At 45.9% G+C, this 16,730-nt stretch carries 9 protein-coding genes, 2 tRNA genes and 1 pseudogene; 8 read left to right on the top strand and 4 right to left on the bottom strand.

Annotation, left to right across the window (positions count from 1 at the left end):
* Positions 1 to 80 precede the first annotated feature (80 nt).
* Both hprS and hprR read right to left on the bottom strand, forming a co-directional pair.
* Entirely contained in the window at positions 81 to 1,439 is a 1,359-nt protein-coding gene (gene hprS / locus KXD89_RS08740; protein WP_000826792.1) for a two-component system sensor histidine kinase HprS, read from the bottom strand.
* Positions 1,439 to 2,110, bottom strand: coding sequence for a response regulator transcription factor HprR (gene hprR / locus KXD89_RS08735; protein WP_001395354.1), 672 nt, complete (start codon positions 2,108 to 2,110; stop codon positions 1,439 to 1,441). Before hprR ends, hprS begins: the two co-directional genes overlap by 1 nt.
* 132 nt (positions 2,111 to 2,242) lie before the next feature.
* On the opposite strand from hprR, the gene hiuH reads away from it, so the two are divergent.
* From hiuH to KXD89_RS08710, 5 genes are all read left to right on the top strand, one after another.
* Positions 2,243 to 2,656 carry a hydroxyisourate hydrolase gene (gene hiuH, locus KXD89_RS08730; protein ID WP_000920120.1) on the top strand — a complete coding sequence of 138 codons (414 nt, stop codon included), beginning with the start codon at positions 2,243 to 2,245 and terminating at the stop codon, positions 2,654 to 2,656.
* A 108-nt stretch (positions 2,657 to 2,764) separates the two neighbouring features.
* On the top strand, positions 2,765 to 3,769 hold the full coding sequence (gene msrP / locus KXD89_RS08725) for a protein-methionine-sulfoxide reductase catalytic subunit MsrP (RefSeq protein WP_000740107.1): 1,005 nt from the start codon (positions 2,765 to 2,767) through the stop codon (positions 3,767 to 3,769).
* The gene (gene msrQ, locus KXD89_RS08720; protein ID WP_001240091.1) at positions 3,770 to 4,405 is read left to right on the top strand and encodes a protein-methionine-sulfoxide reductase heme-binding subunit MsrQ; all 636 of its coding nucleotides are present in this window, start codon (positions 3,770 to 3,772) and stop codon (positions 4,403 to 4,405) included.
* A 256-nt stretch (positions 4,406 to 4,661) separates the two neighbouring features.
* Positions 4,662 to 5,312, top strand: a complete 651-nt coding sequence (zinT, locus tag KXD89_RS08715; protein WP_001007805.1) for a metal-binding protein ZinT — start codon at positions 4,662 to 4,664, stop codon at positions 5,310 to 5,312.
* Between the two features lie 342 nt (positions 5,313 to 5,654).
* A complete protein-coding gene (locus KXD89_RS08710) occupies positions 5,655 to 6,185 on the top strand; it encodes a cytochrome b (protein WP_001079074.1) in 531 nt (176 codons plus the stop codon).
* A 569-nt stretch (positions 6,186 to 6,754) separates the two neighbouring features.
* Here the strand turns inward: KXD89_RS08710 and KXD89_RS08705 are convergent.
* Positions 6,755 to 6,844 (bottom strand) — tRNA-Ser (locus tag KXD89_RS08705).
* A 93-nt stretch (positions 6,845 to 6,937) separates the two neighbouring features.
* Here KXD89_RS08705 and mtfA point away from each other — a divergent pair.
* The 3 genes from mtfA to yeeJ all read left to right on the top strand — a co-directional run bounded on the left by mtfA (position 6,938) and on the right by yeeJ (position 15,301).
* A complete protein-coding gene (mtfA, locus tag KXD89_RS08700; protein WP_001302302.1) occupies positions 6,938 to 7,735 on the top strand; it encodes a DgsA anti-repressor MtfA in 798 nt (265 codons plus the stop codon).
* 100 nt (positions 7,736 to 7,835) lie between these two features.
* Positions 7,836 to 7,911 (top strand) — tRNA-Asn (locus KXD89_RS08695).
* A gap of 313 nt (positions 7,912 to 8,224) precedes the next feature.
* Positions 8,225 to 15,301, top strand: a complete 7,077-nt coding sequence (yeeJ, locus tag KXD89_RS08690; RefSeq protein WP_010723107.1) for an inverse autotransporter adhesin YeeJ — start codon at positions 8,225 to 8,227, stop codon at positions 15,299 to 15,301.
* A gap of 261 nt (positions 15,302 to 15,562) precedes the next feature.
* Here yeeJ and KXD89_RS08685 read toward each other — a convergent pair.
* Positions 15,563 to 16,615 (bottom strand): annotated as a pseudogene (locus KXD89_RS08685) (glycosyltransferase family 9 protein).
* Between the last annotated feature and the right edge of the window lie 115 nt (positions 16,616 to 16,730).

Raw genomic sequence — 16,730 nt, 5'->3', positions numbered from 1 at the left:
TAATCAATCGCGGCCGCGTTAGTACTCACGACGTGGCTGCGTTTTTTCACGGTTAATTTATGGCGTACTGAAGCCCTATGTTAATTTCTTTGCGGTAACGTAATCCGGAACACATTATGCTTATTGAGATAGTGATACGTAGCACTTCCCCCATGCAATTCGGCAATCGCTTTGACTAAAGAAAGGCCTAGTCCCTGACCTACGGAATGACGCGAATTATCTCCCCGCCAAAATCTACGGAAGAGTTTTTCAGGCTCATTAATTTTCGTTCCAGGGCTGGCGATATCAATATTAAGATAGCTGTTGGTATCAAGAAAACTGGTTATATGAATACGCGATTTTTCTGGCGAATATCTAATGGCATTAACAATAAGATTCGATAACATTCGTTGTAGTAAAATTTTATCCGCAAAGATTTGCTGATTGCACTCGACCTTAAAGCAAATCTCTTTCTCGTCTGAAAGGTATTCAAGATAGTCCAACAAATTTTCGACTTCCTTATTGAGAGAAAGCGAGTCCAGTTTCACCAAAACATTGTTTTTATCTGCCCTGGCAAGAAACAGTATGTTCTCTGTTAACCGCGAAATATTTTCCAGCTCTTCAATGTTTCCGGCAATTGTTTTTTGATATTCAGCGATACTTCTGGTTTGACTGAGCGTAACCTGATTCTGACCCAGTAATGCATTAATTGGCGTTCTAAGTTCATGAGCGAGATCGTCAGCAAACTGACTTAGACGCTCAAAATCTTTGACTAAAGCATGATGCATTTTATTCAACGCCTGCCCAAGAGGTTTTAGTTCTCTCGGTAATGCGCTAACCTCAACAGGCTCTCGGCTATCGTTATAATTCAGCGCTTCCGTTACACCACTCAACTTTTTGATCTCTCGTAATCCCGTTCTGATTAACAGCGGACTTAATACTGAGCAAAGTACAATGGCGACAATGCAAATTATAATGCTATTAATTTTATACTGTTCAAGCATGTTATGTCTGGCTGAAGCCAATTTAGCCACAGTAACCGTTAATGATGGCGAAACTTCATCAATATTAATTCGTAAAGCATCTATCTCTGTATCATTAATAATGCTTCTGTAAATGCCAGCTGCGCTGATTGTCTCACTAGCAGGTATGTTATTTAACATGCCATCACTGACATTTGTCCGGTTAACAATTTTATTGATGCTATCACCATGAATAATCAAGATATCCTGACTAACATCCATCATCCGGTTAAAGTACACAGGTAACGTATCTGGATTTACCCCATCAATTAACAACTGCTTGATCTGCGCTGTCCGGTTAATGAGTGTTGTATCATCGCGCCATTTCAACTCACTTGCCAGGCCATTATAGAGAGTCCAGACAATTCCGGCGCCAGCAACAGACAGTAGCAATATAAAAAGCAAGGTTAAACGGACGGTTATAGATAGTCTTTTCATTATTTTTTTACCGCTACGAATGAATAGCCCATCCCCCGGATTGTGGCAATTAGCTTTTCAGGAAAAGGATCATCAACTTTTGCGCGGAGCCTGCGAATGGCGACGTCCACCGTATTGGTATCACTATCAAAGTTGATTCCCCAAATTTCACTCGCAATAACCGTTCTGGGTATAATTTCGCCAGCTCTGGAGGCCAGTAGCCAAAGTAACTGAAACTCCTTGCGCGTCAGTGTAATACTGATATTGTCCCTGCTCACACTATGACTAACAGAGTCCATTCTTAAGCCGCTGATTTCTAATGTTGAATTCAAAGCGTGATGTTGCCTTAATTGTGCCCGAACCCTTGCCAGCAACTCAGAAAATGAAAAAGGTTTTACCAGATAATCATTTGCCCCACTGTCCAGCCCTCTGACTCTGTCATCGACAGAATCCCTTGCAGTAAGGCAAATAACAGGGGTTTGCTTTGCTGTTCTTAACGTTTGTAAGATCTGCCAGCCATCCATACCCGGAAGCATAATATCCAGAATGATCAATGCATAATCATCCTTCAGCGCAAGATAAAGCCCATCTCTGCCATCAGAAACGGCATCGATGACATAACCCGCTTCGGAAAGCCCCTGCGTTACCCATTCCTGGGTCCTTTGATTATCTTCAATAAGTAGAATCTTCATGAAAATAATATGCCATAAATCATATGTTATAGAAACAGCCTGGTTCATTACAAAATTGTAATGCTGCTGTAAGGTTACCCTGGACGCTTTTTCGCTATCCTCAAAACTCATTCACATGACAAGGATATAAACATGTTAAAGCGTTATTTAGTACTCTCGGTAGCAACGGCAGCATTTTCATTACCTTCTTTGGTTAATGCCGCACAACAAAACATTCTTAGCGTGCACATTTTGAACCAGCAAACAGGAAAACCCGCTGCTGACGTGACAGTCACTCTTGAAAAGAAGGCGGATAACGGCTGGTTACAACTTAATACCGCCAAAACAGATAAGGATGGACGAATTAAGGCACTGTGGCCCGAGCAAACTGCAACTACGGGCGATTACCGTGTCGTATTTAAAACCGGGGACTATTTCAAGAAACAAAATCTTGAAAGTTTCTTCCCTGAGATCCCCGTTGAATTTCATATTAATAAAGTGAACGAGCATTATCATGTGCCTTTATTACTTAGCCAATATGGGTATTCAACCTATCGTGGCAGTTAATGCATAAATATGTAAAAGCAGATCTCTGCTACTGTTAGGGAGGACACTCCCTGACAGATTAACAGTAAACGGCTCTTGCTGGCTAACGACAAAAAAGTGTGATGGCTTATGAAAAAGAATCAATTTTTAAAAGAATCAGATGTTACGGCCGAGTCGGTATTCTTTATGAAGCGTCGGCAGGTGTTAAAAGCACTGGGCATCAGTGCAACTGCACTTTCTTTGCCTCACGCTGCGCATGCCGATCTGCTTAGCTGGTTTAAAGGGAACGATCGCCCGCCCGCCCCCGCCGGAAAAGCGCTGGAGTTCAGCAAGCCTGCCGCCTGGCAAAATAACCTGCCACTGACGCCAGCAGATAAAGTTTCCGGTTATAATAACTTCTATGAATTCGGGCTGGATAAAGCCGATCCCGCCGCTAATGCTGGTAGCCTGAAAACCGATCCATGGACACTGAAAATCAGCGGCGAAGTGGCAAAACCATTGACCCTCGATCATGATGACTTAACCCGTCGCTTCCCGCTGGAAGAGCGTATTTATCGTATGCGCTGCGTGGAAGCGTGGTCGATGGTGGTGCCGTGGATTGGTTTTCCGCTGCACAAATTGCTGGCGCTTGCCGAACCTACCAGCAATGCGAAGTATGTCGCTTTCGAAACAATTTATGCACCGGAACAGATGCCAGGCCAGCAGGACCGCTTTATCGGCGGTGGGCTGAAATATCCTTATGTCGAAGGATTGCGTCTCGACGAAGCAATGCATCCGCTCACACTGATGACCGTAGGTGTTTATGGCAAGGCGTTACCGCCACAAAATGGCGCGCCGGTGCGACTGATTGTGCCGTGGAAATATGGCTTTAAAGGGATTAAATCGATAGTCAGTATTAAGCTGACCCGCGAGCGTCCGCCAACCACCTGGAATCTGGCAGCGCCTGACGAATACGGTTTTTACGCCAACGTTAATCCGTATGTTGATCACCCGCGCTGGTCACAGGCTACCGAACGATTTATTGGTTCAGGCGGCATCCTCGATGTACAGCGCCAGCCAACGCTACTGTTTAATGGTTACGCCGACCAGGTGGCATCGCTGTATCGTGGCCTGGATTTGCGGGAGAATTTCTAAATGCGTCTGACAGCAAAACAGGTGACATGGCTGAAAGTTTGCCTGCATCTTGCCGGATTGTTGCCGTTTCTCTGGCTGGTCTGGGCGATCAATCACGGTGGACTGGGTGCCGATCCGGTGAAAGATATTCAGCATTTTACTGGTCGCACTGCACTGAAATTTTTGCTGGCGACCTTGTTAATCACCCCTCTGGCACGCTACGCAAAACAGCCGTTATTGATACGCACTCGCCGCCTGTTAGGATTATGGTGCTTTGCCTGGGCGACACTGCATTTAACAAGTTACGCATTGCTGGAGCTGGGCGTGAATAATCTGGCGTTATTAGGTAAGGAGTTAATTACCCGGCCTTATTTAACGTTAGGTATTATCAGCTGGGTAATTTTGCTTGCTTTAGCGTTCACTTCAACCCAGGCGATGCAGCGAAAACTCGGCAAGCACTGGCAACAGTTGCATAATTTCGTCTATCTTGTCGCGATTCTGGCCCCAATACATTATCTGTGGTCCGTGAAGATTATTTCACCGCAGCCGCTCATCTACGCTGGGCTGGCTGTACTGCTTTTAGCCTTACGGTATAAGAAGTTGCGTTCCCTTTTTAACCGGTTACGCAAGCAGGTTCACAACAAATTATCTGTATAACTTCATATTGCCGACAAAGTACGCGTTATCCCTGCCGGATGTGGCGCGAGCGCCCTATCCGGCATACACAGATCGCATCAGGTTATGTTTCGTTTGTCATCAACCTCAAATCACCAAAATAATTTATTTTATTTCAATAAGATAGATAAGTAGAACTGAGAAAGCCATGCTCTCGTTTCCTAAGAGTTGTTGCATTTTGCTATATGTTACAATATAACATTACACATCATATACATTAACTCTGGAGGAAACTGTTTTGGCGATTCGTCTTTACAAACTGGCTGTTGCTTTAGGTGTCTTTATTGTTAGCGCTCCTGCCTTTTCGCATGGTCATCACTCACACGGCAAACCCTTAACAGAGGTCGAACAAAAAGCTGCTAATGGTGTTTTTGATGATGCCAATGTACAAAACCGAACGCTCAGTGACTGGGATGGAGTCTGGCAATCCGTTTATCCTTTACTGCAAAGTGGCAAACTTGACCCCGTCTTTCAGAAGAAAGCGGATGCAGATAAAACTAAAACATTTGCTGAAATTAAAGATTATTATCACAAAGGTTATGCAACAGATATCGAGATGATTGGCATTGAGGACGGCATTGTTGAATTCCATAGAAATAATGAAACAACATCGTGTAAATATGATTACGATGGATACAAAATACTCACCTATAAATCAGGCAAGAAAGGCGTTCGTTACTTATTCGAATGTAAAGATCCTGAAAGCAAAGCCCCTAAATATATACAATTTAGCGATCATATAATTGCACCACGAAAATCATCTCATTTTCACATTTTTATGGGTAATGATTCACAGCAATCTTTATTAAATGAAATGGAAAACTGGCCAACGTATTATCCATATCAGTTGAGTAGCGAAGAAGTGGTCGAGGAAATGATGTCTCATTGAGTATTCTCATGATAACGCCTCGATGCCGCTTTAGTAAGTTATCATAACTGCCACTGGTCCATCCACAAACGCCACTGAACGCAAGCTAGCTACAGACACGCTCATCACTATGACGTGTCTGTATATTAATAAGCTAACCCGCATTAAGTTAACCAATAACGGATTCCATACACAATACGGCCAACAGAGAAAGATACCTGTGCTCACGCCATTGCTTATATTGGCTGGTTACAATATGCACTATCAATTTTTTAAATAACAAATTATTAAAACCACATCTGTATAAGGAATTTTTAAGGTTCGTGGGATAGCTTGACTGTGAAAATCACAGGAGCTACAAAAATGAACCGATTCTCAAAAACTCAAATTTATTTACATTGGATAACGCTGCTTTTCGTTGCAATAACCTATGCCGCGATGGAACTCCGTGGCTGGTTTCCTAAAGGTAGTAGTACTTATCTGCTGATGCGAGAAACACATTACAATGCGGGTATATTCGTTTGGGTGTTAATGTTTTCACGCCTGATTATAAAACACCGTTATAGTGATCCTTCTATTGTGCCACCGCCACCTGCCTGGCAAATGAAAGCGGCTTCGCTAATGCACATCATGCTTTATATAACCTTCCTTGCACTTCCTCTGCTGGGGATTGCTTTGATGGCTTACAGTGGAAAATCGTGGAGTTTCCTTGGTTTCAATGTGTCTCCCTTTGTTACCCCAAACAGCGAAATTAAAGCACTGATAAAAAATATTCACGAAACCTGGGCAAATATAGGCTACTTTTTAATCGCAGCTCACGCTGGCGCAGCACTCTTTCATCACTACATTCAGAAAGATAATACTCTGTTACGAATGATGCCTCGCCGCAAATAAGTCGATCCCCTTACAAGGAAATGTGAACCATGGACATCAACGCGTCATAAATGTTTACGCAAGTGCACAATGCACCCTTTCCACTATCAACAAGGAGGAGCAGAAACTGTGTAAATCGTACAATGGTAAGACTTATCAAAAATACAGGTTAATTTTGGTATTTAAACCTTTTTTACTTGTTAGTATGATACAAAGGCTTTCAAAAAAGCTGCGAAATTCAACAACTCTTGGAAATTATGGACTTTGTCCCGCGGCTTTAATCTGACGGCCGCGTTCCTTTTTTGACTCAATTATTGAACCCTTCTCTACGCAACTTCAGTTCCCACCACCAACTTTGCGGCAGTTTCATAGGATGAATGTCTAAAAGAATAATGGTGAGCGATAAGAAAACGACTGAATAACTGCACATTTTCGCTCGAAAGCTTCCTGTCAGATCCATAGCGAATCAAGTGCTGAATGTCACAGTATCGAACAGAAAACAGTGACGATCTAACCCTTCAAGAATATTCTACGATTGTTCTGTTTAGGAAAAGCAAGGCGGGAAGTCGGGAGATAAGTCATTGATAAAGTGGCGGAGAGAGGGGGATTTGAACCCCCGGTAGAGTTGCCCCTACTCCGGTTTTCGAGACCGGTCCGTTCAGCCGCTCCGGCATCTCTCCGTTCAGATGGTTGCCATGATGCCAGGAAATTTGGCATTTTAACAGTCCCTGTCCGTGCAATTTTGTTCAAGTGACGAGTTTGCGAGCAAAACGATGATTAAGTGGCCCTGGAAAGTACAAGAATCAGCACATCAAACTGCCCTTCCCTGGCAGGAAGCACTATCGATCCCCCTTTTAACGTGTCTGACGGAACAGGAACAAAGCAAATTAGTCACTCTTGCCGAACGTTTTTTACAGCAAAAGCGGCTTGTTCCTTTACAGGGCTTTGAACTGGATTCATTAAGAAGCTGCCGGATAGCACTTCTATTTTGCCTACCCGTTCTGGAGTTAGGACTGGAATGGCTGGATGGTTTTCATGAAGTCTTAATTTATCCTGCGCCATTTGTGGTCGATGATGAATGGGAAGACGATATCGGTCTGGTGCATAACCAACGTATTGTTCAGTCAGGTCAGAGCTGGCAGCAAGGGCCTATCGTTTTGAACTGGTTGGATATACAAGATTCTTTTGATGCTTCTGGTTTTAACCTGATTATTCATGAAGTCGCTCATAAGCTGGACACCCGTAACGGCGATCGCGCCAGCGGAGTTCCCTTTATTCCGTTGCGTGAGGTTGCTGGCTGGGAACACGATCTTCATGCTGCAATGAACAACATTCAGGAAGAAATCGAATTGGTTGGCGAGAATGCGGCGAGCATTGATGCTTATGCAGCCAGCGATCCTGCTGAATGTTTTGCCGTACTTTCTGAATATTTCTTTAGCGCCCCAGAACTTTTTGCTCCTCGTTTCCCTTCATTGTGGCAACGTTTCTGCCAATTTTATCAACAAGATCCTTTGCAGAGACTGCATCACGCTAATGATACAGACTCGTTTTCGGCGACGAATGTTCATTAATTAACAACTTTGCAGATTAATTAACCAATTGAAATGACTTATGAAATTTAGTGTTGACAGACAAGGTACCGCTAAGTAATATTCGCCCCGTTCACACGATTCCTCTGTAGTTCAGTCGGTAGAACGGCGGACTGTTAATCCGTATGTCACTGGTTCGAGTCCAGTCAGAGGAGCCAAATTCTAAAAATTCGCTCTTTTAGCGCAATGTCACTGACCTTAGTTGAACATTGTTTTTTAACGGATAGCGGGTTTTTAACATCTTAAGCGCCCTCGACCTTTATGGTTGAGGGCGTTTTGCTATGAACGCCATCACCATTTTCCCCTCGATTATAAAACTTGAGTTATTCAGTAGTCTCCCCTCTTGCAACTCACACCCAAAACTGCCTAACGAAAAGTTATTAATTTTCAATCATATTGCTATCAGTATTTACATTTTTTCGCTGTGCTAGAAAGGGCGCATTTATGTTAGCTCGTTCAGGGAAGGTAAGCATGGCTACGAAGAAGAGAAGTGGAGAAGAAATAAATGACCGACAAATATTATGCGGGATGGGAATTAAACTACGCCGCTTAACTGCGGGTATCTGTCTGATAACTCAACTTGCGTTCCCTATGGCTGCGGCAGCACAAGGTGTGGTAAACGCCGCAACCCAACAACCAGTTCCTGCACAAATTGCCATTGCAAATGCCAATACGGTGCCCTACACCCTTGGAGCGTTGGAATCGGCCCAAAGCGTTGCCGAACGTTTCGGTATTTCGGTGGCTGAGTTACGCAAACTCAACCAGTTTCGTACGTTTGCTCGAGGTTTTGATAATGTCCGCCAGGGTGATGAACTGGATGTCCCGGCACAAGTTAGTGAAAAAAAATTAACCCCGCCGCCGGGTAATAGCAGTGACAACCTCGAGCAACAGATAGCCAGTACTTCACAGCAAATCGGGTCTCTGCTCGCCGAAGATATGAACAGCGAGCAAGCGGCAAATATGGCGCGTGGATGGGCCTCTTCTCAGGCTTCAGGCGCAATGACAGACTGGTTAAGCCGCTTCGGTACCGCAAGAATCACGCTGGGCGTGGATGAAGATTTTAGCCTGAAGAACTCCCAGTTCGATTTTCTCCATCCGTGGTATGAAACGCCTGATAATCTCTTTTTCAGTCAGCATACTCTCCATCGTACTGACGAGCGTACGCAGATTAACAACGGCTTAGGTTGGCGTCATTTCACTCCCACATGGATGTCGGGCATCAACTTCTTTTTCGACCACGATCTTAGCCGTTACCACTCCCGCGCCGGCATTGGCGCGGAGTACTGGCGCGACTATCTAAAATTAAGCAGTAACGGCTATTTGCGACTGACCAACTGGCGCAGCGCACCTGAACTGGACAACGATTATGAAGCACGCCCGGCCAATGGCTGGGATGTACGCGCAGAAAGCTGGCTACCCGCCTGGCCGCACCTTGGCGGTAAACTGGTCTATGAACAGTATTATGGCGATGAAGTGGCCCTGTTCGATAAAGACGATCGGCAAAGTAATCCTCATGCCATAACCGCTGGACTTAACTATACCCCCTTCCCGCTGATGACCTTCAGCGCGGAGCAACGCCAGGGTAAACAGGGCGAAAATGACACCCGTTTTGCCGTCGATTTTACCTGGCAACCTGGCAGCGCAATGCAGAAACAGCTTGACCCGAATGAAGTCGCTGCACGGCGTAGCCTTGCAGGCAGCCGTTATGATCTGGTGGATCGCAACAACAATATCGTTCTGGAATATCGCAAAAAAGAACTGGTTCGCCTGACCCTGACAGACCCCGTGACAGGGAAGTCAGGAGAAGTGAAATCACTGGTTTCGTCGCTACAAACCAAATATGCCCTGAAAGGCTATAACGTCGAAGCCACCGCACTGGAAGCTGCCGGTGGCAAAGTGGTCACAACGGGTAAAGATATTCTGGTTACCCTGCCGGCTTACCGGTTCACCAGTACGCCAGAAACCGATAACACCTGGCCGATTGAAGTCACCGCCGAAGATGTCAAAGGCAATTTGTCGAATCGTGAACAGAGCATGGTGGTCGTTCAGGCACCTACGCTAAGCCAGAAAGATTCCTCGGTATCGTTAAGTACCCAAACATTGAACGCGGATTCCCATTCAACCGCCACACTGACTTTTATTGCGCATGATGCAGCAGGTAATCCTGTTGTCGGGCTGGTGCTCTCGACGCGTCACGAAGGTGTTCAGGACATCACCCTTTCTGACTGGAAAGATAATGGTGACGGAAGCTATACCCAGATCCTGACCACAGGAGCGATGTCTGGCACGCTGACGCTGATGCCACAGCTGAATGGTGTGGATGCGGCTAAAGCCCCCGCCGTGGTGAATATCATTTCTGTTTCGTCATCCCGAACTCACTCGTCAATTAAGATTGATAAGGACCGTTATCTCTCCGGCAATCCTATCGAGGTGACGGTAGAACTGAGAGATGAAAATGACAAACCTGTTAAGGAACAAAAACAGCAACTGAATAACGCAGTCAGCATCGACAACGTGAAACCAGGAGTCACTACAGACTGGAAAGAAACCGCAGATGGCGTCTATAAGGCGACCTATACCGCCTATACCAAAGGCAGTGGACTTACTGCGAAGCTATTAATGCAAAACTGGAATGAAGATTTGCATACCGCTGGATTTATCATCGACGCCAACCCGCAGTCAGCGAAAATTGCGACATTATCTGCCAGCAATAATGGTGTGCTCGCCAATGAGAATGCAGCAAACACCGTCTCGGTCAATGTCGCTGATGAAGGAAGCAACCCAATCAATGATCATACCGTCACGTTTGCGGTATTAAGCGGATCGGCAACTTCCTTCAACAATCAAAACACCGCAAAAACGGATGTTAATGGTCTGGCGACTTTTGATCTGAAAAGTAGTAAGCAGGAAGACAACACGGTTGAAGTCACCCTTGAAAATGGCGTGAAACAAACGTTAATCGTCAGTTTTGTCGGCGACTCGAGTACTGCGCAGGTTGATCTGCAGAAGTCGAAAAATGAAGTGGTTGCTGACGGCAATGACAGCGTCACAATGACCGCGACCGTCCGGGATGCAAAAGGCAACCTGCTCAATGACGTCATGGTCACTTTCAATGTTAATTCAGCAGAGGCGAAACTGAGCCAAACCGAAGTGAATAGCCACGACGGGATCGCCACAGCTACGCTGACCAGTTTGAAAAATGGTGATTATAGGGTTACGGCCTCTGTGAGCTCTGGTTCCCAGGCTAATCAACAGGTGAATTTTATCGGTGATCAAAGTACTGCTGCCCTGACCCTCAGTGTGCCTTCAGGTGATATCACCGTCACCAACACAGCTCCGCAATATATGACTGCAACCTTGCAGGATAAAAATGGCAACCCACTAAAAGATAAAGAAATCACCTTCTCTGTGCCAAACGACGTCGCAAGTAAGTTCTCGATTAGCAACGGAGGAAAAGGCATGACGGATAGTAACGGGGTTGCAATCGCCTCCCTGACCGGCACGTTAGCGGGCACGCATATGATCATGGCTCGTCTGGCTAACAGCAATGTCAGCGATGCACAGCCAATGACGTTTGTGGCGGATAAAGACAGAGCGGTTGTCGTTTTGCAAACATCGAAAGCGGAAATCATTGGGAATGGCGTGGATGAGACAACTCTGACAGCAACAGTGAAAGATCCGTCGAATCATCCGGTGGCGGGGATAACGGTAAACTTCACCATGCCACAGGACGTTGCGGCAAACTTTACCCTTGAAAATAACGGTATTGCCATCACTCAGGCCAATGGGGAAGCGCATGTCACGCTGAAAGGTAAAAAAGCGGGCACGCATACGGTTACCGCAACGCTGGGTAATAACAATACCAGTGATTCGCAGCCGGTAACATTTGTGGCGGACAAAGCCTCGGCTCAGGTTGTCCTGCAGATATCAAAAGATGAGATCACAGGTAATGGCGTCGATAGCGCAACGCTAACTGCAACGGTTAAAGATCAGTTCGACAATGAGGTGAATAATCTTCCGGTAACATTCAGCTCAGCCTCTTCAGGACTCACCCTGACCCCGGGAGTAAGTAATACCAACGAGTCTGGCATCGCGCAGGCCACTCTCGCAGGCGTTGCCTTTGGTGAGAAGACGGTTACTGCATCACTGGCTAATAATGGTGCCAGCGACAACAAAACTGTGCATTTTATTGGCGACACAGCGGCGGCAAAAATTATCGAGTTGGCGCCTGTCCCAGACAGCATAATCGCCGGTACCCCGCAGAACAGCTCCGGCAGCGTCATCACCGCCACAGTCGTTGATAATAATGGCTTTCCGGTGAAAGGTGTGACTGTGAACTTCACCAGCAACGCAGCGACAGCCGAAATGACGAACGGCGGTCAAGCCGTGACGAACGAACAGGGTAAGGCTACCGTCACTTATACCAATACCCGCTCCTCGATAGAATCAGGAGCGAGACCGGATACCGTTGAGGCCAGTCTGGAAAATGGTAGCTCCACGCTTAGCACATCAATTAATGTCAACGCTGATGCGTCTACGGCACATCTCACCTTGCTACAGGCACTTTTTGATACAGTCTCCGCAGGCGAGACAACCAGTCTGTATATTGAGGTGAAGGATAATTACGGCAACGGTGTCCCCCAGCAGGAGGTAACCCTCAGCGTTTCACCAAGTGAAGGCGTGACCCCCAGTAATAACGCTATATATACTACCAACCACGACGGCAATTTTTACGCAAGCTTTACCGCTACAAAAGCCGGGGTTTATCAATTGACGGCAACCCTCGAAAATGGCGATTCGATGCAACAAACAGTGACCTATGTGCCGAACGTCGCGAATGCTGAAATCACGCTGGCAGCCTCGAAGGATCCGGTGATTGCCGACAATAACGATCTCACGACACTAACAGCAACAGTCGCTGATACAGAGGGCAATGCGATAGCCAACACTGAGGTAACATTTACTCTGCCGGAAGATGTGAAGGCGAACTTCACGCTGAGCGATGGCGGTAAAGTGATTACTGATGCTGAAGGCAAAGCGAAAGTCACGCTGAAAGGTACAAAAGCAGGCGCTCATACTGTTACAGCATCGATGACTGGCGGTAAGAGTGAGCAGTTGGTGGTGAACTTTATTGCGGATACGCTCACTGCGCAGGTTAATCTTAACGTTACCGAGGACAATTTTATCGCTAATAACGTCGGGATGACCAGGCTGCAGGCAACAGTGACTGATGGAAACGGCAACCCGTTAGCCAATGAGGCGGTGACATTCACGCTACCGGCAGATGTGAGCGCAAGCTTTACTCTCGGACAAGGCGGTTCCGCCATTACTGATATCAACGGCAAGGCTGAAGTTACACTGAGCGGTACAAAATCCGGCACCTACCCCGTGACAGTTAGCGTGAACAATTATGGTGTCAGTGATACGAAACAGGTGACTTTGATTGCCGATGCTGGTACCGCAAAACTAGCCTCCTTAACCTCTGTATACTCATTCGTCGTCAGCACGACCGAGGGCGCAACCATGACGGCAAGCGTCACTGACGCTAACGGCAACCCGGTAGAAGGCATAAAAGTTAATTTCCGCGGAACCTCCGTCACGCTAAGCAGCACCAGCGTTGAAACGGATGATCGGGGTTTCGCTGAAATTCTTGTGACAAGCACCGAGGTCGGACTGAAAACAGTTTCAGCCTCTCTGGCAGATAAACCTACTGAAGTCATCTCGCGATTACTGAATGCCAGTGCAGATGTTAATTCTGCGACGATTACCAGTCTGGAGATACCGGAAGGTCAGGTAATGGTCGCACAAGACGTAGCAGTTAAAGCTCACGTTAACGACCAGTTTGGCAACCCGGTTGCGCATCAACCCGTGACATTCAGTGCAGAGCCATCCTCGCAAATGATCATCAGCCAGAATACGGTCTCTACTAATACGCAGGGTGTAGCCGAGGTCACCATGACGCCCGAAAGAAACGGTTCGTATATGGTGAAAGCATCCCTGCCGAATGGAGCCTCACTTGAGAAACAACTGGAGGCTATTGATGAAAAACTGACACTCACGGCGTCCAGTCCGCTTATCGGTGTCTATGCCCCTACAGGCGCTACTCTGACGGCAACGCTAACCTCTGCAAATGGCACTCCAGTGGAGGGTCAGGTCATCAACTTTAGCGTAACGCCAGAAGGGGCGACGTTAAGTGGCGGAAAAGTGAGAACTAACTCTTCAGGTCAGGCTCCAGTCGTTTTGACCAGCAATAAAGTCGGTACATATACGGTGACTGCATCTTTCCATAACGGCGTAACAATACAGACACAGACAACCGTGAAAGTCACTGGCAACTCAAGCACCGCCCATGTTGCTAGCTTTATCGCTGATCCATCGACTATCGCCGCCACCAACACTGATTTAAGTACCTTAAAGGCAACGGTTGAGGATGGCAGTGGTAACCTGATCGAAGGTCTCACTGTGTACTTCGCCTTAAAAAGCGGCTCTGCCACATTAACGTCATTAACAGCGGTGACCGATCAAAACGGAATCGCGACAACAAGCGTGAAAGGAGCGATGACAGGTAGCGTCACGGTAAGCGCAGTCACGACCGCTGGTGGAATGCAAACAGTAGATATAACGCTGGTGGCTGGCCCGGCAGACACCTCGCAGTCCGTCCTTAAGAGCAATCGGTCATCACTGAAAGGGGACTATACCGATAGTGCTGAATTACGTCTTGTTCTGCACGATATATCAGGCAATCCGATCAAAGTTTCTGAAGGGATGGAATTTGTGCAATCAGGTACTAACGTGCCCTATATAAAAATTAGCGCAATTGATTACAGTCTAAATATCAACGGTGATTACAAAGCCACTGTTACAGGAGGCGGAGAGGGTATCGCAACGCTGATCCCTGTATTGAATGGTGTTCATCAAGCTGGTCTGAGTACCACAATACAATTCACTCGCGCAGAAGACAAAATAATGAGCGGTACAGTATCAGTCAATGGTACTGACCTACCGACAACTACATTCCCTTCGCAGGGGTTCACCGGGGCGTATTATCAGTTGAATAATGACAACTTTGCCCCAGGAAAAACGGCGGCTGATTATGAGTTTTCAAGCTCTGCCTCCTGGGTCGATGTTGATGCTACCGGTAAAGTGACATTTAAAAATGTCGGCAGCAATTCGGAAAGGATTACGGCGACGCCAAAATCAGGAGGCCCTAGCTATGTATACGAAATCCGTGTGAAGAGTTGGTGGGTGAACGCCGGCGAGGCTTTCATGATATACAGCCTTGCTGAAAATTTTTGCAGCAGCAATGGCTACACGCTCCCCAGAGCAAACTATTTAAACCACTGTAGTTCCCGAGGCATCGGGTCACTGTACAGTGAATGGGGAGATATGGGGCATTACACGACTGACGCTGGTTTTCAATCAAATATGTATTGGTCATCTAGTCCCGCAAACTCAAGCGAACAATACGTAGTTTCCCTGGCAACAGGTGATCAAAGCGTATTTGAAAAGCTTGGGTTTGCTTATGCGACATGTTATAAAAACCTGTGATTTTCCGTTATAATTTCTTAAAGAGTGTTCCATTCGGGGCACTCTTTTTTACATTCCCTCTACAGAACTAGCCCTTCTCTCACAGAAAATGAATAAATAAAAATGCGGCACCGCCAGAATCGCGTTCGATGTGACTATGATCATTTTCGGTGAGTACTGCTTTGATCTAAAGGCTGGTTTTCTGTGATGATTGACCAGCCTCAGAGTATTGATGACACCACCGTTCATAACAGATCGGCATTACTATGCATAAGTACTGTCTCATATTCTCGCCAAAACACTTTTTAATGCCTTTGCGAATTCATCCAGACTTATATTGTCAATTTTTTGCCCAACGACGACTGACTCCGAGACATCGGCCATTGCGGGCCATCGCGTTTTGTAATCAGCATAAATTGCAACAACAGGGGTATTATAGGCACTTGCCATATGTAATATTGAGGTGTCAGGAGTTATTGCGATATAAGCATCTTTTATGATTGCTGCTGAACGTTTAATCGAGGGTGGTAAGGATAAACGGTAGACATTATTATAACAATCCACTAATGCCCTGGCTTTATCTTCACCTTTGGGTCCATGAACGATCACTATTGGTATATCTGTTTCACTTTAAATTTTTGCTATTAGATTTTCTGCAATCGATAATGAAAATGTACGTTCCTGCGAGCTACCTTCTAAATTGAACGCAATGTAAGATCCTAACGATCGCATTTCCTCGCGCACCTCATCGAGTACATCCTCACTTAGTGGCAATTCATATATTGGCCTGACTGCTGGAAAACCCGCCTCACGCATCATAAATGCCCATGTCATAGGTACGGGAGCCCGGAGTTTCTGATCCATACTGGACGCGTTCTTGCACAAAGGGGAGAAGCAATTCATGGTTATACCAACAACCTGAAAATTCGTTTTTGCTTTCAACTGACTGATAAATAACATCGTTTTCAGGTTCTTTTTACGCATCCCCTCAATGCAAAGATCCGGCGTACCGTATTGCTGTGTTATGTTCTTTGCTAAATCTTTTATTTCTTTTAATGTTGCGTGATCCTGCATAGTCATTGTGACTAATGTTAATTTAGTCTGTTCAAGTTTAAGCGCATTAAAGACTTCTAAATTAATTGTCGACGTTACAATTAAAAGATGCTTAATTTTATGCAATTCAAGCGCCCGAATAACAGGAAAGATGGCCATAGCATCGCCAATCTGATCGGGAATATGGATGACAACAAAGTCTGTTTTTTCAATATTGAAATTATAAGCTTTATAATCGTAGTAACTAAATGCAATACGTCTCAACAATGATGCTAAAAACATACCTAACCTCGCCTCCCTACTGGTTATAATGCAATGCAGTCTATCAGACTCATCAGGGTGCCATTTTGTGCATATGCGGACTTTTATGTTTCATATCTCTAACCTGTGGGTCCTC

The organism is Escherichia sp. TC-EC600-tetX4 (genome assembly GCF_019356055.1).
GTDB lineage: Bacteria > Pseudomonadota > Gammaproteobacteria > Enterobacterales > Enterobacteriaceae.
This window is presented reverse-complemented; position numbering and strand designations above follow the sequence as displayed.

Coding starts and splice junctions, on each gene's coding strand:
- hprS (WP_000826792.1), bottom strand. CDS start 1,439: ATGAAAAGACTATCTATAACCGTCCGTTTAACCTTGCTTTTTATATTG.
- msrQ (WP_001240091.1), top strand. CDS start 3,770: ATGCGTCTGACAGCAAAACAGGTGACATGGCTGAAAGTTTGCCTGCAT.
- KXD89_RS08710 (WP_001079074.1), top strand. CDS start 5,655: ATGAACCGATTCTCAAAAACTCAAATTTATTTACATTGGATAACGCTG.
- msrP (WP_000740107.1), top strand. CDS start 2,765: ATGAAAAAGAATCAATTTTTAAAAGAATCAGATGTTACGGCCGAGTCG.
- mtfA (WP_001302302.1), top strand. CDS start 6,938: ATGATTAAGTGGCCCTGGAAAGTACAAGAATCAGCACATCAAACTGCC.
- yeeJ (WP_010723107.1), top strand. CDS start 8,225: ATGGCTACGAAGAAGAGAAGTGGAGAAGAAATAAATGACCGACAAATA.
- hiuH (WP_000920120.1), top strand. CDS start 2,243: ATGTTAAAGCGTTATTTAGTACTCTCGGTAGCAACGGCAGCATTTTCA.
- hprR (WP_001395354.1), bottom strand. CDS start 2,110: ATGAAGATTCTACTTATTGAAGATAATCAAAGGACCCAGGAATGGGTA.